The 22124-nt window shown below is 67.2% G+C and carries 17 protein-coding genes and 1 tRNA gene; 15 read left to right on the top strand and 3 right to left on the bottom strand.

Annotated features, from left to right (window positions below; translation table 11 throughout):
* The first annotated feature begins 62 nt into the window (after nucleotides 1-62).
* The 7 genes from JOF45_RS06855 to JOF45_RS06825 are packed head-to-tail and all read left to right on the top strand — an operon-like array spanning nucleotide 63 to nucleotide 5914.
* Nucleotides 63-614 (top strand): YceD family protein, encoded by a 552-nt coding sequence (locus tag JOF45_RS06855; protein WP_245324166.1) that lies wholly within the window; start codon nucleotides 63-65, stop codon nucleotides 612-614.
* A gap of 27 nt (nucleotides 615-641) precedes the next feature.
* On the top strand, nucleotides 642-845 hold the full coding sequence (rpmF, locus tag JOF45_RS06850; protein ID WP_210048691.1) for a 50S ribosomal protein L32: 204 nt from the start codon (nucleotides 642-644) through the stop codon (nucleotides 843-845).
* Nucleotides 846-861: 16 nt separating this feature from the next.
* Nucleotides 862-1599, top strand: coding sequence for a ribonuclease III (rnc, locus tag JOF45_RS06845; RefSeq protein WP_210048690.1), 738 nt, complete (start codon nucleotides 862-864; stop codon nucleotides 1597-1599).
* A 13-nt stretch (nucleotides 1600-1612) separates the two neighbouring features.
* Nucleotides 1613-2554, top strand: a complete 942-nt coding sequence (mutM, locus tag JOF45_RS06840) for a bifunctional DNA-formamidopyrimidine glycosylase/DNA-(apurinic or apyrimidinic site) lyase (protein WP_210048689.1) — start codon at nucleotides 1613-1615, stop codon at nucleotides 2552-2554.
* Between the two features lie 41 nt (nucleotides 2555-2595).
* Nucleotides 2596-3795, top strand: a complete 1200-nt coding sequence (locus tag JOF45_RS13300) for an LCP family protein (RefSeq protein WP_210048688.1) — start codon at nucleotides 2596-2598, stop codon at nucleotides 3793-3795.
* Nucleotides 3795-5006: a glycosyltransferase family 4 protein gene (locus JOF45_RS06830; protein ID WP_210048687.1), complete on the top strand. Its 1212-nt coding sequence runs from the start codon at nucleotides 3795-3797 to the stop codon at nucleotides 5004-5006. The genes JOF45_RS13300 and JOF45_RS06830 overlap by 1 nt, the downstream gene beginning before the upstream one ends.
* Nucleotides 5003-5914 (top strand): glycosyltransferase family 2 protein, encoded by a 912-nt coding sequence (locus tag JOF45_RS06825; RefSeq protein WP_210048686.1) that lies wholly within the window; start codon nucleotides 5003-5005, stop codon nucleotides 5912-5914. The genes JOF45_RS06830 and JOF45_RS06825 overlap by 4 nt, the downstream gene beginning before the upstream one ends.
* On the opposite strand, the gene JOF45_RS06820 is transcribed toward JOF45_RS06825, so the two are convergent.
* Entirely contained in the window at nucleotides 5884-7965 is a 2082-nt protein-coding gene (locus tag JOF45_RS06820) for a glycosyltransferase family protein (protein ID WP_210048685.1), read from the bottom strand. The two genes, JOF45_RS06825 and JOF45_RS06820, sit on opposite strands and share 31 nt — an antisense overlap.
* A gap of 113 nt (nucleotides 7966-8078) precedes the next feature.
* On the opposite strand from JOF45_RS06820, the gene JOF45_RS06815 reads away from it, so the two are divergent.
* Both JOF45_RS06815 and JOF45_RS06810 read left to right on the top strand, forming a co-directional pair.
* A tRNA-Gly gene (locus JOF45_RS06815) sits at nucleotides 8079-8149 on the top strand.
* 3 nt (nucleotides 8150-8152) lie between these two features.
* Nucleotides 8153-9298 carry a glycosyltransferase family 4 protein gene (locus JOF45_RS06810; protein ID WP_210048684.1) on the top strand — a complete coding sequence of 382 codons (1146 nt, stop codon included), beginning with the start codon at nucleotides 8153-8155 and terminating at the stop codon, nucleotides 9296-9298.
* A 3-nt stretch (nucleotides 9299-9301) separates the two neighbouring features.
* On the opposite strand, the gene JOF45_RS06805 is transcribed toward JOF45_RS06810, so the two are convergent.
* Complete coding sequence (locus tag JOF45_RS06805; RefSeq protein WP_210048683.1) at nucleotides 9302-9829, bottom strand: hotdog fold thioesterase; 528 nt, start codon at nucleotides 9827-9829, stop codon at nucleotides 9302-9304.
* Between the two features lie 29 nt (nucleotides 9830-9858).
* Between JOF45_RS06805 and polA the strand changes: the two genes are divergently transcribed.
* From polA to rpsA, 3 genes are all read left to right on the top strand, one after another.
* Nucleotides 9859-12717, top strand: a complete 2859-nt coding sequence (gene polA / locus JOF45_RS06800; RefSeq protein WP_342591424.1) for a DNA polymerase I — start codon at nucleotides 9859-9861, stop codon at nucleotides 12715-12717.
* Nucleotides 12717-14093, top strand: a complete 1377-nt coding sequence (locus JOF45_RS06795; protein WP_210048682.1) for a GNAT family N-acetyltransferase — start codon at nucleotides 12717-12719, stop codon at nucleotides 14091-14093. The genes polA and JOF45_RS06795 overlap by 1 nt, the downstream gene beginning before the upstream one ends.
* A 318-nt stretch (nucleotides 14094-14411) precedes the next feature.
* Nucleotides 14412-15905: a 30S ribosomal protein S1 gene (rpsA, locus tag JOF45_RS06790; RefSeq protein ID WP_210048681.1), complete on the top strand. Its 1494-nt coding sequence runs from the start codon at nucleotides 14412-14414 to the stop codon at nucleotides 15903-15905.
* A gap of 78 nt (nucleotides 15906-15983) precedes the next feature.
* Here rpsA and JOF45_RS06785 read toward each other — a convergent pair whose 3' ends face one another.
* Nucleotides 15984-17207 (bottom strand): class I SAM-dependent methyltransferase, encoded by a 1224-nt coding sequence (locus JOF45_RS06785; RefSeq protein WP_210048680.1) that lies wholly within the window; start codon nucleotides 17205-17207, stop codon nucleotides 15984-15986.
* A 165-nt stretch (nucleotides 17208-17372) separates the two neighbouring features.
* Between JOF45_RS06785 and JOF45_RS06780 the strand changes: the two genes are divergently transcribed.
* The 3 genes from JOF45_RS06780 to uvrB all read left to right on the top strand — a co-directional run bounded on the left by JOF45_RS06780 (nucleotide 17373) and on the right by uvrB (nucleotide 22119).
* Nucleotides 17373-19199 (top strand): BCCT family transporter, encoded by a 1827-nt coding sequence (locus JOF45_RS06780; protein ID WP_210048679.1) that lies wholly within the window; start codon nucleotides 17373-17375, stop codon nucleotides 19197-19199.
* A 178-nt stretch (nucleotides 19200-19377) separates the two neighbouring features.
* A complete protein-coding gene (gene coaE, locus JOF45_RS06775; protein ID WP_210048678.1) occupies nucleotides 19378-19992 on the top strand; it encodes a dephospho-CoA kinase in 615 nt (204 codons plus the stop codon).
* Between the two features lie 9 nt (nucleotides 19993-20001).
* Nucleotides 20002-22119, top strand: coding sequence for an excinuclease ABC subunit UvrB (gene uvrB, locus JOF45_RS06770; protein WP_210048677.1), 2118 nt, complete (start codon nucleotides 20002-20004; stop codon nucleotides 22117-22119).
* The last annotated feature ends 5 nt before the right edge of the window (nucleotides 22120-22124 follow it).

Here is a 22124-nt window from a genome sequence, read left to right as displayed (position 1 = left end):
ATGTCTGCCGTCTATCAAGAAGATTCACCAGAAGTTTCACCGCGACGTTCCAAGGGGGAGTGATGGCCATGACCGAGCTCTCCGTGGATGTGAAAGAGCTGAAGGGCAAGCCCGGCACTCAGCAGCATCTGAACAGGACGGCCGCGGTCCCCGCGGATTTCGCGGCGGTGCTGGTCGGCTTCCCGGAAGGCAGCGATCTCGACCTCGACCTGCGGCTTGAATCTGTGCATGAGGGCGTGCTGCTGACCGGCACCGCCTCGGCGCAGGTGGCCGGACAGTGCGGGCGCTGCCTCGATGAGATCGGCTATCCGCTCACTGTGGACGTCATGCAGCTGTTCGTCTATCCGGATCGGGCTCAGTCCGATGCGGAGGAGGCCGACAGTGAGGATGAGCGGGTCATCGGTGAGGATCTCATCATCGACCTGGAGCCGGTGCTGCGGGACCTGATGGTCTCGGCGCTGCCGTTCCAACCGGTCTGCCGAGAGGACTGCCCGGGACTCTGCTCCCAGTGCGGATTCCGCATGGAGGAGGACCCGGAGCATGCTCATGAGCAGCTCGACCCCCGCTGGGCCGCTCTGGCGGACCTAGACTTGAACACTGACCAAGACAACTGACCACCATCGAGAGAGAAGAGAGACGCTGTGGCTGTTCCGAAGCGGAAGAAGTCCCGTGCCAACACCCGTCACCGCCGTTCCCAGTGGAAGGCTGAGGCCCCTAAGCTGGTGAAGACTGTGGAGAACGGCCGTGTGGTCTACAGCAAGCCCCACCAGGCCAAGCTGGTGACCGATTCGGCCGGCTCCGCCCTGTTCTACGAGTACAAGGGTCGCAAAGTCGCCGACGCCTGAGTCCCCTCGTATGAACGTGGAGGGACACGAAGAGCTGACGAAGAGTCTCGGGGTGCATATTGCCCCCGAGACTCTTCGTCTTGCCCTGACGCATCGCTCGTACTCCTACGAGAACGACGGCATCCCCACCAACGAGCGCCTGGAGTTTCTGGGCGACTCCGTGCTGGGATTCTCCGTCACCGATTACCTCTACCGGAGCTACCCGGACCTTCCCGAGGGCGACCTCGCCAAGCTGCGCTCTGCGCTGGTGAGCACCCGGTCCCTGGCGCGGATCGCCCGCAGCCTGGACATCGGCCCGCACATCAGCTTGGGCACCGGAGAGCGCCGAACCAAAGGCCAGCAGAAGGACTCCATCCTCGCCGACACCATGGAGGCGCTCATCGGAGCGGCCTATCTCTCCACCTCGCTTGAGACGGCCCGGAAGCTCGTGCTGCGCCTGGTCACCCCGCTGCTCTCCGACAAGGAGGCGATGACTGCGGGCAAGGACTGGAAGACCACCATCCAGGAGATCGCCTCGGAGCGGGAGCTCGGCGACATCCGCTACGTGATCGAGGATTTCGGCCCCGACCACGACAAGTCCTACACGGCCACGCTCACGATGGGCGGAACCTCCTACGCCTCCGGATCCGGCCCCTCCAAGAAGGAGGCCGAGCGGGAAGCTGCCCGCGCCACAGTGGAGGAGCTGGTCGGACTCTCCGGCAGCGACGACATCCTCACCCTGGTCCTGGACCGGGCACCCGGCACACCCGCCTGAGCGGAGGAGGCCCATGCCAGAGCTTCCTGAAGTCGAAGTGGTGCGCCGCGGCGTCGAGACCTGGGCTGCCGGACGCAGCGTGCGCCGCGCTGAGGTGCACGACCCCCGCAGTCTGCGCCGCCACATCGAGGGGCCCGATCACTTCGTCGAGAGCCTGGCAGGTGCCCAGCTCGGCACCCCGCAGCGGCGCGGCAAGTTCCTCTGGATCCCGCTGAACGTCGTTGAGGCTGGCGGATCTGACCCTGGCGGATCCGCACCCGGCGTGCCGGCGGGCGCCGCGCTGCTCATCCACCTGGGGATGAGCGGCCAGGTGCTCATCGAGGACAGCGAGGCTCCCCGGCAGAAGCATCTGAAGATCACGCTGAGCCTCAGCGGGGCCGAACCGGCACAGCTGCGTTTTGTGGATCAGCGCATCTTCGGCGGGATGCAGATCTCCCCGCTGATTCCCGCTTCCCACCCCAGCGGGACAGTACCTGAGGCTGCGGCCCACATCGCCCCTGACCCGCTGGAGCCCGCCGTGACTGCGGAGACGCTGTTCAGGGCGCTGCGCCGGCGGCGTTCGGGGCTGAAGCGCGCCCTGCTGGATCAGCAGCTGCTCTCCGGAGTGGGCAACATCTATGCCGATGAGGCGCTCTGGCTGGCCGGACTGCACTTCGCCCGCCGAACCGAGACCATCACCCGGGCCGAGACGGCACGGCTGCTCACCGCAGTCAGGGAGGTGATGGAGGCCGCATTGGCTGCCGGCGGGACCAGCTTCGATGCGCTCTATGTCAATGTCAACGGCGCCTCAGGCTATTTCGACCGGTCCCTGCAGTGCTACGGCCGGCAGGGGCAGCCCTGCAGGCGCTGCGCCGATGCCGGTGTGGAGACGCTCATCCGCCGGACCCCCTTCATGGGTCGCTCGTCCTCCTGGTGCCCGCGCTGCCAGCCCCGCCCACGGCAGGGACGCTGGTGACCCTTCACTAACTGTCAAGATTCCTCGGCTAGCATGAATGGGTGCATGACGAGCATCCTTCCCGGCCACCGCACCGGCCCCGCCGCGCGCGGCCCGGTGCCCAGCCGGACGCGCCTGACAGCTCCGCCCCGCTCCCGGAGGGGCAGGCGCCCGAGCAGAAGAGGCGTCGCCGCCGTCGCGTCGCGGCGTGGACGCTGAGCGCAGTGGCCGTCCTGGTGGTGGCCGCAGTCGCCGTCGTCGGGATCTATCTGTATCAGCTGCGCAGCGCTTTCGACGATCAGCGCAATGTGCTGGAACTGCAGATGGAGGACGACACCGCCCATCGGACCAGCGACGGCACCATCAACATCCTGCTGCTGGGCAGCGACAGCCGCGGTGACGATGAGGCCTCCTATCGCGAGCAGATCGGCGACATCGAGGGCCAACGCTCCGACACGATGATGCTGGCCCATATCCCCGCCGACCGTTCCGGGGTCTACATCATGTCCCTGGTGCGCGACCTCTGGGTCGATGTCCCGGGTGAAGGGGAGGGCCGGATCAACACCGCGCTGGGCTTCGGCGGCGAAGAGCTCGTGGTGGACACCGTCGAGGAGCTGCTGAACACCCATATCGACCACGTGGCCACGATCGACTTCACCGGCTTCAGCGATCTGACCACCGCGCTGGGCGGGGTCTACGTCGACAACCCGCGATCCTTCTCCGCAGGCCAGCACAACCCGGCCTTCTTCCCCGAAGGAGACATCCGGCTCGAGGGGGCCGACGCGCTGCGCTTCGTCCGCGAACGCAAGTCATTCCCCACCGGTGACTACATCCGCGTGGAGAATCAGCAGCTGGTGGTCAAAGCCATCGTCGACCGTTTCCTCTCCGCCGACACGCTGACGAGCCCTCAGCGGGTGATGGACGTGGTCAACGGCATCGTGCCCTATCTCAGCATGGATGAGGGCCTCGACGCCGACACTGTGGCCGGTTACGCGCTGGAGATGTCGGATGTGCGCTCTGAGGACATCCACATGTTCACCATCCCCACCGGTGAACAGGCCACCACCGCCGGCGGTGCCCAGGTGATCCTTCAGGACGAGTCCATGATGGAGCTGCTGCGGCGCTCCCTGCGCAACGACAACATGGACGGCCTCATGGAGTACCTCGAGGTGCAGGAGGAGTCCGGCGAGGACCAGCCCGCCCAGCAGGACCAGCCCGCCCAGCAGGAGGAGACCCCCACCGGTGAGGTCGCGGCTGAGTGATGTCTCAGGCGAAACCTCGGCTGCAGCTGCTCATCCATTCCTATTGGCCTGAGAGCACTCCGCCGCAGCGCCGCTGGCAGCGACTGACGGAGTCGCTGATCGCCGACGGCTGGGAGGTGGACGTGATCACCCCCGCAGCCAATGCGCGCCATACCCCGGTCGAACAGATGTCCGTGGGGGCCTTCACGATGAAGCCCCAGCGGGGCCCGGCGGGGGAGGCCGTCCGCCGCACCCCGTACCTTCTGCTGCGCAATTCGCGGGTGGGCCGCTTCCTCTCCGACGCCGTGTCCTCGATGATGATGGTCCCACGGGCCGTCGCAGCGCCGCGGCCGGACGTCGTCCTGGCCACCGTGCCGGCGCTTCCGGTCATCTGCGCCGGCTGGCTGGCCGCCCGACTGCGCCGGGCCCCCTTGGTCGTGGATATGCGCGATGCCTGGCCCGAGCTGGCCCGTGAGGCGGAAGTCCGGGCAGGGCCGGCCGGCCGCCTCATGGAGGCGGCGGTCACCAGCGTCCAGCGCCGCGCCGAGCTGGTCGTCACCGTCACCGCCGGCTTCGCTGAGCGCCTGCGCGGCCGCGGGGTGGATCGCGTCGAGACCATCAGCAACGGCGTCACGCTGGAGCAGATCCCGCAGCTGGAGCACCGGCGACGCCGTGCCGGTGAGCTCCGCGTGGCTTATCTGGGTAATCATGGTGAGAGCCAGGCCTTGGAGACGGTCATCCGTGCGGTCAGGCGCATCGTCGAGCGCGGCGAGGTGGAAGTCACCCTGCGCCTGGTGGGCTCCGGAACCCAGAAGGATCAGCTGAAAGCTCTCGCAGAGGGATGCCCAGCGGTGGAGTTCCACGACGCCGTCCACGGCGAGCAGGTCTGGGAGCACTACCGATGGGCGGACACCGCATTGGTGAGTCTGCGCACCGACTGGGCCTCCTTCGCCTGGACCGTGCCGTCGAAGACCTTCGAGCTGATGGGGCTGGGCAAGCACATCACCGCCACCGTCACCGGCGAGGCCGCCGAGATCCTCTCCCACGCGGAGAACGTCTCTGTGGTGGACAGCAGCGTCGAGGCGCTGTCCGAGACCTTCACCGAGCTGGCCCGCGACCCGGAGTCGACCCCTGTCTGCCGGACCGGGCGGCGCTGGGTCGCCGAGCATGCCGACCTGCCGCGGCTGGGCGAGCGGTACTCCGCACTGCTGAGGACGTTCCTGCGCCCATGAGCACACCGACCTACGAGCACAGCTGGATCTGCGTGTGCACCTACCGCCGCAACGATCTGCTCGCGGATCTGCTGACCTCGGTGCGTGCCGCCGGGCGCGATGATCAGGCTCCCCAGGTGATCGTGGTGGACAACTCCCCGGAGGGCCAGGCCGCGGAGGTCGTCGGGAGGCTCTACCCCGAGGCTCGCTATGTCCACGAGTCGGAGCCGGGCATCGCCGCCGCGCGCAACGCCGCCGTGGAGGCTGTTCCGCAGGACGCTCAGGCGGTGATCTTCGTCGACGACGACGAGAGGGTCCGCCCCGGGTGGCTCGACGCTCTGCTGGAGTGCGCCCGGCGCAGCGGAGCGGACACCGTCTCCGGGCCCGTGGCATCGATCGTCCCGGCTGAGGAGGCCGAGCGGATCGAGCGCACCGGTTTCATCCGGCGCAGCGATTTCCCCACCGGGCCGTGGGCCTACCGTCCAGCCACCAACAACGTGCTGGTCCGCGCCGAATGGTTCACCCGCCGCGGCTTCCGCTTCGACACCGCCTTCAACTTCACCGGCGGCGAGGATTCGGACCTCTTCGAGCGGATGCAGTCCGCCGGGGCGGTCTCCTGGTGGTGCGCCGAGGCGCAGGTGGAGGAGGACGTCCCCGCTGAGCGGCTCACCGAGGAGTGGATGCGGCAGCGGGGAGTCCGTGCCGGCCATGTCCGTGCTCTGAAGCTGACCCGACGTGGGCACGGCCGGCTGCGCGTGGCCGCAGAAGGCACAGCACGGCTGACCTACGGCATCCTCGCCTACGGCGCGCGCAGACTGCGGCGCCGACCGGTGCGCTATGCGGATGCAGCCTATCTCCGCGAGGGCCGCGGCATGCTCCAGGCGGCCGCCGGCTCCCGCTACGAGGAGTATCGGCGCTCGGTGAGCTGACGCCGGGCGGCTTCGGCCGCAGCTTCGCGCTGCGGGATCTGCAGCTGGTCATAGACCTCGTCGATCACGGCGATGTCAGCGGTGACGGCCTCCAGCTCCTCGCGCAGCCCCTGGTCCGAGGGTTTCACCGTGTGGCGGTAGATGACCGCTGCGGCTCGTCCCGCACGGCTCTGCCTGAGCTGCTGCAGGCTCCGACGCGCTCGGCCCGCCAGCTGCTGCTGGGCTGAGGGCCGGCGGGCGGCAGAGCCCGCGATCTCTTTTTCGAAGGGGTCCTTCGGCGGAGCCTCCCAGTGCTGACCATGGGGGAGCAGGTAGATCCGCCGCCGCTGGGCCAGCTCCCGCAGCGCCTGCGGGTTCAGAGCAGTCAGATCATCCAGCCCGGGCAGCCACCAGGCGCTGAGCTCCACGGCGAATCCGGGCACCTGCGCGCAGCCATGGACGTGCCGGTGCACCAGGTGGTCGGTCTTCTCAGCGGTGCCGGGCACCGTCGCCGTGGCAGGTGCGGACTGGTAGCGGAATGCGGCCAGGTGATCGGCCGCGTAGTGGGGCGGATAGTGATGCTCTGCGCTGACCGGCAGCAGGATGTCGACCTGAGCAGAGTCCAGCTGCTCCCACGTGGTCAGGGTGAGCTGAGCGCCGTCGGGAAGCTGCTGGGCCTCCATGGCGGAGGTGAGCTCGGCAGTGATCTCCTCGGTCACCGCCACCACCCGTTCCTGGGGCAGAGAGACCTCGAGGCCGGTGCGGCGGGCGGCGGCGGCCAGAAGGTCGGCTCCGTGGTGGCGCAGGAAGACCTCACGGATGCCGGTGGACTGCACCGCACGCAGCTCCTCCAGGTCGAGACGCTCCAAGCGCCGCCTGACGTCCTCGGCGGAACGGGCCGTATGCACCTGCGGGTACCGAGCGTCGACTCCGCGGCTGTAGGTGGAGAGCACCATGGTTCCGGAGGCCTGCAGCTCCAGGACACGGTTGGCGAACATCGTCATGGAGTCGGTCACCGAATTGAAGTTCACCGCCACATCGGTGACGCGCTGCAGCTGCATCAGCTCGTCATGAGCCATGGACTCGCTGCGGTGGGGCCAATACTCGAAGGGCACCAGCTGGTTGGGGGTGGGCAGTCCGGTCACCGGGTTCTTCGCGCCCCAATAGCGGTCCACCAGGGCGAAGGGGCGTCCGGCGGCCAGCACGCCGTCTAGGATCCACCGGGCATAGCGGGCCCGCTGCGGGTATTTCTTCCCCATCCATGAGCCGGCGAAGAAGATCAGGTCCTGGGGAGCCACCGGATGCTCAGCGGGACCGGGACGCGGACGCCGAGAGCCCAGTGGGGTGTGCAGCTGCGGGTTCACCGCGAAGGGCAGCACAGAGATGCTGCGCGCCTGCGGACAGTCCTGGGCATAGCGCGGCAGCATCTCCTCGGCGGTGGTGGCGATGTGCTCACAGGCCTGGGCGACGTCGAGGAACTCTCGGTAGTCCGGCGGATCCTCCTTGCCGTAGAACAGCGTGGGTGTTCCCTCCCGGCGGAAGGCAGGCAGGATCTCCTCGATGAGCATGCGGCGGTTCGCGGCGGCTTCGGGGGCGGTGACGTCCCAGGAGGCGCCGTCATGGCCGCGCCAGGTGGCGGCCACCAGCAGCAGATCCACCTGGCCGAGATGCTCCCGCCAGCTGCTCGGGGTGATCGGGACTAGCTGGGCCAAGCCGGTGAAGGTGTCGTAGAGAAAGCGATCGCAGATGATGCCGATGCGCAGCTGCAGCCTCGGACGGGAGATCCCGGGCTCGCCGGTGGGCAGTTCGGCGGCGGCGTTCAGAGTCTGTTCGATCAGCTGGTGCGGCCGGGCCGCGGCGAGGGCGGCAGTGCTGTGCTCCTGCTCCGGCCGGGGGTCCTCCGCCCGCGAGGCGAGATCGGCGGCACGGCGTTCGTGCGCTCGGCGCAGCGGCTCCCAGCGCTCCGGGAAGCGGGTGGTCTCCTGCAGTCGCTGTGCGGCGCCGCGGTGGGCCTGGGCGGCCTCGTCCAGGCGCTGGAGGTACTCCTGCCGAGCGTGGTCCTGTGAATGCACGTACCGACTCTAACGGCTTCTGCCCGCCGGATTTGGCATAGCCGTGCAGGCTGGGGCTAAGATATGTGGAGCGTTCACAGCGCGACGCCGGACCGCAGGAGGGCCGGCAGAGCGGGGATGTAGCTTAATGGTAAAGCTTCGGTCTTCCAAACCGACGACGCGGGTTCGATTCCCGTCATCCCCTCCGATGGAAAAGCCCAGGGTCTACTTCGTGGTCCAACCGACAGTTGCCCACTACCGTGAGCCCCTGCTGAAGAATCTGCTGAAGTCCCGCAGGATCTCCTATGACCTGGTCGGACGGTTCAAGAACTCAGAAGGCGCTGCGGCCGACCGCATCCAGCCTGCCTCTGAGGATGTCCTGAGTCATGTCACTCCGATGACCTTCCGTACCTTCGGGCCCCTGTGGTGGGAGGACGGCCAGGTCCGCGATGTCTTCACCGGCGGCCATGATGCCTATGTGCTGGCCGGACGCATCTACACCCTCTCCGCCTGGGCGGCGCTTGTGGTCGGCAAGCTGCGGCGCCGTCGGGTCATCTTCTGGGGCCACGGCTGGAAGCGCCCGGAGAGCGGCGCCAAGCGTCGGCTGCGCCTGGCCTTTTACGCCCTGGCTGACGGCCTGCTCGTCTACGGCGACCGAGCCAAGGAGCTCGGGGTCTCCTATGGCGTCCCGGAGCAGAAGATCAAGGTCGTCTACAACAGCATCTACCCGGAGTCGCTGACCGGCCAGGCCGCGGAGGAAGGCCACGCCGCGGACCAGCGCCGGGCTGAGCAGGGCCCCGACGCCGGCCGCCCCACGATCATCTACAGCTCCCGCCTCACAGCACGTCACCGACTGGACACTCTGGCCGAGGCGCTTCATGCCTTCCCGGAGGAGGCGCCTCGCCCGCGCGTGGTGGTGGTCGGCGATGGGGCTGAGCGTCCCCGGCTGGAGGAGAAGTTCGCCGCCCTGGGCGTCGAGGCCGAGTTCCTGGGTGCGGTCTATGACTACGAGCGGCTCAGCGAGCTCTATGCCCGCGCCGATGTGGCCGTCTCCATCGGTGGGGCCGGACTGAACGTCACTCAGGCGCTGAGCTTCGGCGTACCCGTGGTGGCCGAAGACGGGCACCCGGACTCCAGCCCCGAGATCGAAGCGGTGATCGAGGGACAGACCGGCCGGTACTACGCCACCGGAAGCGCGGACTCCCTGCAGCGGGTGCTCAGCGAGGTCCTGGCGGACCCGGAGCAGCTGCACCGCCTCGGCGAGCAGGGTCTTGCCGTGGTGCGCGACCGCTACACCGCGGAGAAGCACGCGGCCGCCATCGACCAGGCTCTGACGGAGCTGCTGCAGGACTGAGGCTCAGCGCGGCCGCAGGATCATATTGGTCATCCGCGCGGTGGAGAGGCGGCGTCCGGCGTCGTCGCGCATCACGATCTCGTGGCTGGTCATCTGCCGCCCCAGGTTCAGCGGCGTGCAGGTGGCGGTCACCGTTCCCTCGCTGACCGAGCGGTGGTGGGTGGCGCTGAGCTCGGTGCCCACTGTCGGATGGACCTCACCGAGGTTCTGGTAGACGTGCAGCAGCGCGGCCACTGAGCCCAACGACTCGGCAAGCACGAAATGGGCGCCCCCGTGGAGGATCCCCACGTTCTGCTCATTGCCGGCCACCGGCATCGTGGCCACCATGCGCTCCGCGGACATCTCCACCATCCGGATGCCCAGCCTGCGGTTCAGCGGTGCCACGCCGTGCGGGCCCAGCAGGTGATGGAACTCCTCCGGGATGCCGCTCTCCTCGAGCAGCGCGCGGCGCTCCGCGTCAGTGGGGAAGGGTGTCGGTCCGGCGGGGGCGGTGGTCTCAGGGGCAGTGATCTCGGGGGTGGAATCGCTCATAGGGGCCACTCTATCGATAGGCTTGTCCTGTGAACCCGAGCCCTGTGAACCCCGCGAGCGAGTCCCCCAAGAAGCTGTTGGTGGTCGATGGCCACTCCATGGCCTTCCGTGCCTTCTACGCCCTGCCCCCGGAGAGCTTCATCACCGATTCCGGGCAGTACACCAATGCCGTGCACGGCTTCACCAATATGCTGCTCAAACTCATCCGCGAGGAGCAGCCCACCCATGTGGCGCTGGCCTTCGACCTGGACACTCCGACCTTCCGCCACCAGTCCTATGACGAGTACAAGGGCGGACGGGACAAGACCCCGGAGGAGTTCCGCGGCCAGATCGACCTGATCAAGCAGGTGGCTGAGGCGCTGCGGATCCCTGCGGTGACCGTGGAAGGCTATGAGGCCGACGACATCGTGGCCACCTACGTCACCCAGGCGGAGGAGGCCGGCTGGCAGACGCTGATCGTCTCTGGGGACCGCGACGCCCTGCAGCTGGTCACCGAGAACACCCACCTGGACTACCCGACCTCCGGAGTCTCCAAATCGGTCCGCCTGGACCCCGCCGGGGTGGAGGCCAAGTATCTGGTGCCTCCGCAGCGCTACCGCGATCTGGCGGCACTGGTCGGCGAGAGTGCGGACAACCTGCCCGGAGTGCCCAAGGTCGGCCCGAAGACGGCGGCCAAGTGGATCACCGAATACGGCTCCGCGGCCGAGATCATCGCCCACGCCGAGGACATCCGGGGCAAAGTGGGCGAGAACCTGCGCGCCGCCCTGGCCGACGTCGAGCGCAACTTGGAGCTCAACTGGTTGGTCCGCGACCTCGACCTGCCGGTCCAGCTCGAAGACTGCCTGCTCACCTCTCCGGACCGTGAAGCGGTGGAGCCGCTCTTCGATGCTCTGCAGTTCAACCAGATCCGTGAGCGGCTCTTCGAAGTCTTCGCCAGTCGCTTCCCGGAGGCCGACCTCTCCGCTGAGCCCACCGAGGCCCTGCCGGAGGTGCGGGTGGCCGCCTCAGCTGCGGAGCTGAACACGTTCCTCAGCGAGCATGAGGAGGCCCCGCTGGCGCTGAGCCTGTGCCTGGACCGCTCGGGGGAGTCGCGATCCACCAAGGCCCAGCGCGATGAGGCGGCGCGGACCGCTGAGGCGCTGGCCGTGGTCCTGGTCCCCGCGCCGCATCAGCACGAGGGTGAACCGTCCCGGGAGCCGGTGACCGCGCTCGCCGTTCCGCTGAGTTCTGCCGATGAGGAGCTGGAATCGGCCCTCGCCGACTGGCTGCTCGCTGCGGAGAAGCCCAAGCTGCTCCATGACGTCAAGGACGCGGGCAAGCGCCTGGCGTGGCGCGGCCTGCCGCTGCGCGGCGCGGTGGAGGACACGCTGATCTCCGGCTACCTCGTTCAGCCTGACCGGCGGAACTTCGCCTTCGACGATCTGGTCGCCCAGCACCTGAGCAGCTCGACCGAACCCTCGGACTACATCGGCGGGGAGCGGTTCGCAGGATCCGGGGAGGAGCCGGTCCAAGGCTCGCTCTTCGACGCCGCCCAGGAGCCTGTCCCCGGCGTCACCGAGGAAGACCTGGCCCGGGCGGGGGTGCGCGGCATGCTGCTGCACAGCCTCTCCTCCCGCCTGCACGCCGAGCTGGTGGACCGCAAGGCCGAGCAGCTGTTCTACGAGATGGAGATCCCGCTGGCGGAGATCCTGCTGCAGATGGAGCTCACCGGTATCGCGGTCAGCACCGAGATGCTCCAGGAGCTCGACGCAGAGTTCGCCCGGAGCATCGAGGCCTCGGCCCAGGCGGCCTATGACGTGGTCGGCCATGAAGTGAAGCTTGGCTCGCCCAAGCAGCTGCAGACCGTGCTCTTCGAGGAGCTGGAGCTGCCCACGGCGGGGGTGCGGAAGAACAAGACCGGCTACTCCACCGACGTGGAGACTCTGCAGGACCTGCTGACCAAGACCTCCCCGGAGACCCCGGGCAACCAGTTCCTGGTCAACCTGATGGCACACCGGGATGCCACCAAGCTGCGCCAGACCGTCACCGGGCTCATCGAATCGGTCCAGGGCGGTCGCATCCACACCACCTACGCCCAGACGGTGGCCGCCACCGGCCGGCTCTCCTCCCTGCATCCCAATCTGCAGAACATCCCGGTGCGCACTGCGGCGGGCCGGCTGATCCGGGACGCCTTCGTGGTCGGCGATGGGTATGAGAGCCTGCTGACCGCCGACTATTCGCAGATCGAGATGCGCATCATGGCCCATCTCTCCGGGGACGAGGCGCTGATCGACGCGTTCAAGGCCGGCGAGGACCTGCACAACTTCGTGGGCGCCCGGGTCTTCGGTGTGGGCACTGAGGAGGTCAGCGCCGAGCAGCGCTCCAAAGTCAAGGCCATGAGCTACGGCCTGGCCTACGGCCTCTCCAGCTTCGGACTGTCCAAGCAGCTGGGCATCGGTGTGGACGAGGCCCGGAACCTGATGAATGAGTACTTCGAACGCTTCGGATCCGTGCGCGACTACCTGCGCGAAGTGGTCACCCAGGCCAAGAAGGACGGCTTCACCTCCACCATCTACGGGCGGCGCCGCTATCTGCCGGATCTGACCAGCGAGAACAGGCAGCTGCGTCAGATGGCCGAGCGGGCCGCACTCAACGCCCCGATCCAGGGTTCGGCCGCCGACATCATCAAACGCGCGATGATCGACGTGGATGCCGCACTGACCGAGCGGCAGCTGCAGTCCCGCATGCTGCTGCAGGTCCACGATGAGCTCATCTTCGAGGTCGCCCCCGGAGAGCGCGAGACGCTGGAGGCTCTGGTGCTGGAGAAGATGGGTGCCGCCGCTGATCTCTCTGTGCCGCTGGAGGTCCACGTGGGCGTCGGCTCGAGCTGGCACCAGGCGGCTCACTGATGACTGCCCAGCCGCCTCTCGTGACCCCTCTGGCCGAGGGGCTGAGCGCTCGCACCTTCCCGGCCTCGCTGAATGAGGACGGCACGCCCGACGCCGCCAGCGCAGCCTTCACCCGCAGCGTCGAGCACGGCTTCTACCAGCCCTGGCAGAGCGAAGAGCAGCTCGGCCGCCGTGTGCCCACCTCGGTGGAGGACGGTCAGCAGCTCACCGGCGTCTACGTGGACCCCGGCTCCGCCGCGCTCGAGCCCTGGGGCGAAGCCTTCGAGTCCTACGGCTTCGGTGCGGAGCACCCGGTGGGGACCTTCATCGACTACGACAAGACCCTCAACGCCGGGGGAGCGGAGCCTGTCCCGGCGCGGCTGATCACCGGGGTGACCGTGAACCCCAGCTTCCGGCGTCGTGGGATCCTCAAACACATGATGACCTCCCGGCTGGCCGCCGCAGCGGAGGACGGCGCTGCCGTGGCCGCCCTGACCGCCACCGAAGGCGGCATCTATGGGCGGTTCGGCTTCGCACCGGCCACCCGCGAACAGGAGATCCACCTCAACGTCACCGCCGCTGGAGAAGGTTTCGCGCTGCGCCAGGCTCCCAGCGGACGGGTACTGTCGGCGGACCCCTCCAGCCTGCAAGGGCCCCTGCAGGAGATCTTTGCGCAGTTCCATGTCCGCAGCCGCGGTTCCGTCGGGCGCCAATCCGTCTATCGGAAGGACGGGACTGCGCGCTGGGACCCGGAGGACATCACCCGCTGGAACAGGGCGCTGCGGACTGTGGTCCATGTGACCGAGGAAGGTGAGCTCGGCGGATTCGCAGCCTTCACCCATGAGGGTCGGGGCGCTGAGCCCTACACTCTGCGGGTCCGCGATCTGGTCGCGGTGGACGCCGTCTCTCGGGCTGAGCTGATCCGACATCTGGCTCAGATGGACCTGGTCCAGCGGATCATCATGCCGCAGGCCCCGGTCCAGGACGCCTTCGTCCCCATGCTGGTCAATCCACGGGCCGCCGCGGTGAAGTCGGTGGGCGATCACCTCTGGATCCGCGTGCTGGACCCGGTGGCCGCACTGCAGGGCCGGGGGTGGGGCGCCGATGGCGACGTCACGCTGAGCCTGACGGATCCTCTCGGGATCAGCTCGGGGACCTTCGCTCTGAGCGTCCGCGCAGGTGCGGCGCAGGTCAGCCGTGCTGACCGGGGGAGCGCGGAGCAGGCTCAACATGTCACCATGGACGTGGAGACTCTCGGGGCGCTCTATCTGGGGGACGTTTCTGTGCTGACCATGCGCGATGCCGGACGGGTCGCCGCCGTCGGTGAGGTGGCCTGGGACGCACTGGCCGCCACCGTGGACCTGCCTGGGGCCCCGTACTGCGCCACGCACTTCTGAGCTGCTCTGCGAGTGGACGGCCGTTCTGTGAGTAGACTGTCGTTCTGCGAGTGGACTGTCTTCCCGGTGAGCTGTGTCCCGAAGCACTGCTCCCGGCCCGTCATGGCAGTTGAACCGGATTGGGCGGGGAGTATAGACTGGCCTGGCGCGTTCTGCGCACAGAGTCGATTCCAGACTGTTTGACTCCAAACTGTTTGACCGTCCATCGCTCAGTGCGTGACCTGATGCTCCCCAGCCTTGTGCTCATGCTCTTGTGCTGACGCTTCAGGGCCGTGCACTGACCAACAAGCTAACAATCCATATCGGAGCCCCTACTACATGACCACCACTACCACCGCCCCGCAGGTCGCCATCAACGACATCGGCACCTCCGAAGAGTTTCTCGCCGCCGTCGACGAGACCATGAAGTACTTCAACGACGGCGACCTCGTTGAGGGCACGATCGTCAAGGTCGACCGCGACGAGGTTCTCCTCGACATCGGGTACAAGACCGAAGGCGTCATCCCGTCGCGCGAGCTGTCCATCAAGCACGATGTTGATCCGGACGAGGTCGTCGCCGTCGGTGATCAGGTGGAGGCTCTGGTCCTCACCAAGGAGGACAAGGAAGGCCGCCTCATCCTCTCCAAGAAGCGCGCTCAGTACGAGCGTGCCTGGGGCGACATCGAGCGCATCAAGGACGAGGACGGCGTCGTCTCCGGCACCGTCATCGAGGTCGTCAAGGGCGGCCTCATCCTCGACATCGGGCTGCGCGGCTTCCTGCCCGCCTCCCTGGTCGAGATGCGCCGCGTCCGCGACCTGGCTCCCTACATCGGCCAGGAGATCGAGGCCAAGATCATCGAGCTGGACAAGAACCGCAACAACGTGGTCCTGTCCCGCCGCGCATGGCTGGAGCAGACCCAGTCCGAGGTCCGCTCCTCCTTCCTCAACAAGCTGGAGCGCGGCCAGGTCCGCACCGGCACCGTCTCCTCGATCGTCAACTTCGGCGCCTTCGTGGATCTGGGCGGCGTCGACGGCCTGGTGCACGTCTCCGAGCTGTCCTGGAAGCACATCGACCACCCGAACGAGGTCGTCGAGGTGGGCCAGGAGGTCACCGTCGAGGTCCTCGAGGTGGACATGGACCGCGAGCGTGTCTCCCTGTCCCTGAAGGCCACCCAGGAAGACCCGTGGCAGACCTTCGCCCGCACCCACGCACTGGGCCAGATCGTGCCCGGCAAGGTCACCAAGCTGGTGCCCTTCGGTGCGTTCGTGCGCGTCGAGGACGGCATCGAGGGCCTGGTGCACATCTCCGAGCTGGCCATCCGCCACGTGGACCTGGCTGAGCAGGTCGTCTCCGTCAACGACGAGGTCTTCGTCAAGGTCATCGACATCGACCTGGAGCGTCGTCGGATCAGCCTGTCCCTGAAGCAGGCCAACGAGGGCGTGGACCCCGAGGGCGAGGAGTTCGACCCCGCGCTGTACGGCATGGATGCCGAGTACGACGAAGAGGGCAACTACAAGTACCCCGAGGGCTTCGACCCGGAGACCAACGAGTGGATGGAAGGCTTCGAGGAGGCCCGCGCCGCATGGGAGGCTCAGTACGCAGCCGCTCAGGAGCGCTGGGAGGCTCACAAGAAGCAGGTCGCCGCTTCGCTGGCCGCCGACGCCGAGGCAGCGGCCGAGGCCACTGTGGGCGCAAGCAGCTCCAGCACCCGTAAGGCTGAGCCGGCACCGTCCAACTACTCCTCCTCCCAGCAGGCACCTGTTGAGGATGCAGGAACCCTGGCCTCCGACGAGGCCCTGGCAGCTCTCCGCGAGAAGCTGACCGGAAACTGAGCCTGACTCAGATCTGAACACGAAGAAGCCCGCCCCACCGATCAGGTGGGGCGGGCTTCTTCGTGTCTGCGAGGCGCCTCAGCTGCTGCGGCGCACCGAGCGGGTCACCGTGAAGGTGGGGTTCTTGGCCAGCTGCTCGGTGGCCCCGACCCGACGCTCCAGCCAGGGCCGATACTTCAGGTGCGAGTTCCACACGGTGCAGAGCACGCCTCCAGGGCGCAGAACACGGGCAGAGTCGCTGATCAGACGATGCGCCACAGAAGTGTCCACGGCATTGCCCTGGTGGAAGGGCGGATTGAGCAGGATGAGATCCTCGGAGGCATCCGGCAGGCTGCTCAGGGCGTCATCACGCAGGGTGCTCACGCGGTCGGCCACCCCGTTGGCCCGTGCCGTCAGCTCCGTGGAGACCACAGCTGAGGCGGACTGATCCGCCGCCAATACGCTCAGCTGCGGGTGGCGCAGCGCAGTCCAGACGCTGATCGTCCCATTGCCGCACCCCAGATCCACTGCACGCTGCGGGAGTCGCTGATCGCTGCCGTGCTGGTCGCTGACTGCGGGGAAGTCCGGCTGCTGTGCGAGCACCTCCAGGAGGAACCGGGTGCCGTGATCCAACTTGGTTCCACCATAGGCGGCCCCCAGACTGACCAGCTCGATCGGGGCCTCCAGGCCGGCCTCACGGCGGGCGCGACGGGGGAACGGGGCGGGCAGTCCGCGCCGCGGCGACCGCGCGGTGAGGACACGGGCCTTGGAGCGGCCCCGTCCGGGCACCACGTCGTCGAAGTGCCGCTGCAGCACGGCGTTCATCGAGCGACTCATGTGCTTATCGCGTCCGCCGGCGAGCAGCACGACATCAGCGGCGGCGTATTCTGCGATCATCCACGCCCAGTCCTCGAGGGCGTCCTGAGAGCGCGGCAGCGGGAGCACGACCATCCGCGCGCCGCGGAACAGCTCGGCGTCGATCTGGCCGGGGGCCGGGGCTGCCACCCCCAGTGCCCGTGCATTGGCTTCCAACGCCTTCTCTGCGATGACACCGTCGCTCGCAGTGCGGACCTGCCCCGGGGCGAAGGCCGAGAGAGCCAGGGTCAGAGCACCCCATCGGTCATCGAGCACGACCAGGTCCTCCGTACTGTGCCCTGCAGCGAACCAGGCCGCGGCGGTATCGAGCAGCAGCAGATCCGCGGCGTCGCACCCGGGGGCCTCCCGTCGGCGAGGCCAGGCTCTGACCTGGGAGAAGTCGATGATCTCGGTCAGGTCTGAGTGCGTGACATCAGGAGTCCGCCCGGGCGGGATATGGGAAGGCATCCACCACAGTCTAGAAGGGCCGCGGTCGCAGCCACCACGTCGATGTGTTGGCTCGCGGAAATATGTGCATGAGATTCAGTGTGATCTGCGGTAAGTATGGTGTCAGAACGCGAAATTGGGAAAGATCGACCGAAACCAGAGCTGAGCCAGTACGAAAGGCCCCTGATGTTACAGAAAGTCCATGATCTGTTCAGGCTGCGGACCAATCCGCTGCTCTTCTTCACGTCGTCGGGGATCATGCTCCTCTTCGTAGTCGCCACTCTGTTCATCCCGGAGGCGATGGGGGCCTTCTGGGCCGACGTCGCAGGCTTCGTCTTCGACTACTTCGGCTGGTTCTTCGTCTTCGGCGTCTCGGTGTTCCTGATCTTCCTGATCTACATCGGCATGAGCAGGTTCGGCCGGCTGAAACTGGGGGCCGATGACGAGAAGCCCCAGCACTCGGACATCGCCTGGTTCGGCATGCTCTTCGCCGCCGGAATCGGGACCATCCTGATGTTCTGGGCCGTGGCCGAGCCTGCCAACCATTTCGCCGCGCCCCCGCGCGCTGAGGACCTGGGCATCGAGCCGCGCAGCCAGGAGGCCGCCCAGGAAGCCATCGGGTTCACCCTCTACCACTTCGGTCTGCACACCTGGACGATCTTCGCGCTGCCCGGCCTGGCCTTCGCCTACTTCATCTATAAGAGGAACCTGCCCCCGCGCGTCTCCTCGCTGTTCCAGCCGATCCTCGGTGACAAGATCCACGGCGGCATCGGCAAGGCCATCGACATCTTCTCCATCGTCGGCACGATCTTCGGCATCGGCATGTCCATCGGACTGGGCACACTGCAGATCCACTCGGGCCTGGCCGCGCGCTTCGGCGTCCCGGAGGAGGATTGGGCGATCTGGGTGATCGTCGCGACGGTGACCGTGGTGGCCACCATCTCGGCGGTGGCCGGCATCGACAAGGGGATCAAGCGGCTCTCGAACTTCAACATCGGTGTGGCCATCGCGCTGCTGCTGTTCATCCTGCTGACCGGCCCCACGATCTTCCTGCTGCGCGGCATGGTGGAGTCGGCCAGCATCTATGCCGGGATCCTGCCCGAGGTGATGTTCTGGAACGACACCTTCGCCGACACCGGATGGCAGCAGAGCTGGACCATCTTCTACTGGGCCTGGACCATCTCCTGGGCGCCCTTCGTGGGCATCTTCATCGCCCGCATCTCCCGAGGCCGCAGCGTGCGACAGTTCGTGGCCGGGGTGCTGGGGCTGCCCACTCTGTTCACCATCATCTGGTTCGGCATCTGGGCCGCCGGCACCTTCGACATCGAGTTCAACGGCGGAGGCGGCCTCGTGGACACTGTCCTGGACGAGGGCGCCGAAGCAGCCATGTTCGCCTTCCTGGAGCACTTCCCGCTGGCCGATGTGACCAGCGCCGTGGCCATCATGCTGGTCGGCATCTTCTTCATCACCTCCCTGGACTCCGCCTCCCTGGTGCTGGATGACATGTGCAACGGCTACGACGGCGACGGCCGCCCCAAGGGCACCACAGCACCCCACCAGCGCGCGGTGTGGACCGTCTACATCGGCATCGTCGCCACCGTGCTGCTGACCTTCACGCCCGGCGAGGAGGGCGGTGTGGCCGTGCTGCGCGACGTGGCACTGTTCTTCGGTCTGCCGTTCATGATCCTGGCGTTCTTCATGATGTACAGCCTCCAGCGGGCCATGAAGGAGGACGCTGGTGAGATCGGCTTCCTGCGCAGCCGTCGCTGGCTGAAGACCCTGCCGCCGGAGGAGTACGAACGCCGCATGGAGGAGAACGACCCCACGCTGGCCAACATCGTGGTGGCTCCGGACTACGCTGAAGGGACGCAGCCGGAGAATGCGCCGGAGGTCGAACACGCCGAGCAGCCGGAGATCGTGGAGGAATACCGCATCCGCACCGGCGAGACCCCCACGGTGGATCCGGTCACCGGCGAACCTGTGGAGGCACCGTGGGAGGAGCCCCGGAGCTGATCATCTGTGGGCCTGTCCGCGAAACGGCCGGTATGTTCTCCTTCCTTAGTTCGCGAAGCGCGCCACGCTGGCGCGTGTCGCGAAACCCTTCGCTCACACAAGGGATCTGGGAGAACACACCGGCCGTTTCGCTGCGTTCCGAGGTCGAGCCTCAGCGCGGGGTCCTATGGTGGTGAGTATGAGTGATTGTCTGAGCGTGGGGCTGACCGGGGGGATCGCCTCGGGGAAGTCGGCGGTGTCGCAGCGGATGGCCGAGCTCGGGGCGGTGGTCATCGACGCCGACCTGCTGGCTCGGCAGGTGATGGAGCCCGGCACCGAGGGTCTCGCCGAGGCCGTGGAGGCCTTCGGTGAGGGGATCCTGCGTGCTGATGGGTCCTTGGACCGGCCGGTGCTGGGACGGATCGTCTTCGGCGATGAGGCGGCGCGTGAGCGGCTGAACTCCATCGTGCATCCGCGGGTGCGCGCGGCGTCTGCCCGGCTGCGCGAGCAGGCCGCGCCGGGTGCTGTGGTGGTCGAGGACATCCCGCTGCTGGTGGAGACCGGCCAGCAGGAACGCTTCGACGTCGTCGTGGTGGTCCAGGCTCCGGAGCAGGAGCGGATCCGGCGGATCGTGGAAGACCGTGGCGCCACGGAGCAGGAGGCGCGGTCGAGGATCGACGCCCAGGGCACGGACGCCCAGCGTGAGGCCGCCGCCGACGTGGTGCTGGACAACAGCGGGACTCTGCAGCAGCTGCAGACCCAGGTGGATGAGCTCATGGAGAAACTCACAGCGCGGGCCGCAGCACGGGCGTAAGCTGGTCCCGTGAGCTTGGCACCGAAGATCTCCCGGACCGTCGCCCCCTTCGAAGTCGTCAGCCCGTATCAGCCCTCCGGCGACCAGCCCAAGGCGATCGAGGAACTCGCCGAACGGATCGAAGGCGGCGAGAAGGACGTCGTGCTGATGGGAGCCACCGGCACGGGCAAGTCGGCGACGGCGGCCTGGCTGGTCGAGCGCATTCAGCGCCCCACGCTCATCATGGTGCAGAACAAGACGCTGGCCGCTCAGCTGGCCAACGAGTTCCGCGAGCTGCTGCCGAACAACGCTGTGGAGTACTTCGTCTCCTACTACGACTATTACCAGCCTGAGGCTTACGTGCCGCAGACCGACACCTTCATCGAGAAGGACTCCTCGGTCAACGAAGAGGTCGAGCGGCTGCGTCACTCAGCCACCAACGCTCTGCTGACCCGGCGGGACGTGGTCGTGGTCGCCACCGTCTCCTGCATCTACGGCCTGGGAACCCCGGAGGAGTACATCGAGCAGATGGTCCCGATCCGCCGGGGCCAGCAGATCGATCGGGACCAGCTGCTGCGTCGGTTCGTGACCATGCAGTACGTGCGCAATGACACCGACTTCCATCGCGGCACCTTCCGGGTGCGCGGGGACACGGTGGAGATCATCCCCATGTATGAGGAGCTCGCCATCCGCATCGAGTTCTTCGGCGATGAGATCGAAGCGATCCACACCCTTCATCCGCTGACCGGCACCGTGGTGCGCGAAGAGGAGGAGATGTACATCTTCCCGGCCAGCCACTATGTGGCCGGTGATGATCGGATGGCTCAGGCCATCACTCGGATCGAGGACGAGCTGCGGATCCGACTCGAGGAGCTGGAGTCCAAGGACAAGCTGCTGGAGGCCCAGCGGCTGCGCATGCGCACCACCTACGACCTCGAGATGATGCAGCAGATGGGCTTCTGCAACGGCATCGAGAACTACTCACGGCATATCGACGGCCGGGGACCGGGCTCGGCTCCGCACTGTCTGCTGGACTACTTCCCGGACGACTTCCTGCTGATCGTCGACGAGTCCCATGTGACCATCCCGCAGATCGGCGGCATGTACGAGGGCGACATGTCCCGCAAACGTACTCTGGTCGAGCACGGCTTCCGCCTGCCCAGCGCGATGGACAACCGTCCGCTGAAGTGGGACGAGTTTTTGGAGCGGATCGGCCAGACCGTCTATCTCTCCGCCACACCGGGCAACTACGAGCTCTCCCAGTCCGATGGGGTGGTCGAACAGATCATCCGTCCCACCGGCCTGGTCGACCCGGAGATCGTGGTCAAACCGACCAAGGGCCAGATCGATGACCTGCTCGGCGAGATCCGCAGCCGATCGGCCCAGGACGAGCGCGTCTTGGTCACCACGCTGACCAAGCGCATGGCGGAGGACCTCACCGAGTATCTGCTCGAACACGGGGTCAAGGTCGAGTACCTGCATTCCGATGTGGACACTCTCCGGCGTGTGGAGGTGCTGCGCGAGCTGCGTAAGGGAACCTACGACGTCGTCGTCGGGATCAACCTGCTGCGCGAGGGCTTGGACCTGCCCGAGGTCTCGCTGGTGGCCATCCTGGATGCCGATAAGGAAGGCTTCCTGCGCTCGACCACCTCACTGATCCAGACCATCGGCCGTGCCGCCCGCAACGTCCAGGGTCAGGTGCATATGTACGCCGACCGGATCACCGATTCCATGCGCTACGCCATCGATGAGACCGAGCGACGCCGGCAGATCCAGATGGCCTACAACCAGGAGCACGGGATCGATCCGGCCCCGCTGCAGAAGAAGATCGCTGACATCACCGATCAGTTGGCCCGCGAGGACGCCGATACGGCGGATCTGCTGCAGGGGATGGGTGGGTTGGCCACCGGATTCCAGTACGGAAAGGGTCAGCGCGGCTGGACGGGGTTCCAGAAGGACGGTGACCAGGCTGAGCAGGAGACCGCCGCCTCCACCACACCGGCCAAGGACCTGGCCGACCTCATCGAGCAGATGACCCAGCAGATGCACAACGCCGCCGAAGAGCTGAACTTCGAGCTGGCCGCACGCCTGCGCGATGAGATCGGGGACCTGAAGAAGGAGCTGCGCCAGATGAAGGCCGCGGAGTAGCCGCC

The sequence above is a fragment of the Nesterenkonia lacusekhoensis genome (genome assembly GCF_017876395.1).
In the GTDB taxonomy this organism is placed as follows: domain Bacteria; phylum Actinomycetota; class Actinomycetes; order Actinomycetales; family Micrococcaceae; genus Nesterenkonia; species Nesterenkonia lacusekhoensis.
This window is presented reverse-complemented; position numbering and strand designations above follow the sequence as displayed.

Coding starts and splice junctions, on each gene's coding strand:
- JOF45_RS06780 (WP_210048679.1), top strand. CDS start 17,373: ATGTTACAGAAAGTCCATGATCTGTTCAGGCTGCGGACCAATCCGCTG.
- mutM (WP_210048689.1), top strand. CDS start 1,613: ATGCCAGAGCTTCCTGAAGTCGAAGTGGTGCGCCGCGGCGTCGAGACC.
- coaE (WP_210048678.1), top strand. CDS start 19,378: ATGAGTGATTGTCTGAGCGTGGGGCTGACCGGGGGGATCGCCTCGGGG.
- rpsA (WP_210048681.1), top strand. CDS start 14,412: ATGACCACCACTACCACCGCCCCGCAGGTCGCCATCAACGACATCGGC.
- JOF45_RS06810 (WP_210048684.1), top strand. CDS start 8,153: ATGGAAAAGCCCAGGGTCTACTTCGTGGTCCAACCGACAGTTGCCCAC.
- JOF45_RS06855 (WP_245324166.1), top strand. CDS start 63: ATGGCCATGACCGAGCTCTCCGTGGATGTGAAAGAGCTGAAGGGCAAG.
- JOF45_RS06795 (WP_210048682.1), top strand. CDS start 12,717: ATGACTGCCCAGCCGCCTCTCGTGACCCCTCTGGCCGAGGGGCTGAGC.
- JOF45_RS06830 (WP_210048687.1), top strand. CDS start 3,795: ATGTCTCAGGCGAAACCTCGGCTGCAGCTGCTCATCCATTCCTATTGG.
- JOF45_RS06825 (WP_210048686.1), top strand. CDS start 5,003: ATGAGCACACCGACCTACGAGCACAGCTGGATCTGCGTGTGCACCTAC.
- JOF45_RS06785 (WP_210048680.1), bottom strand. CDS start 17,207: ATGCCTTCCCATATCCCGCCCGGGCGGACTCCTGATGTCACGCACTCA.
- JOF45_RS06805 (WP_210048683.1), bottom strand. CDS start 9,829: ATGAGCGATTCCACCCCCGAGATCACTGCCCCTGAGACCACCGCCCCC.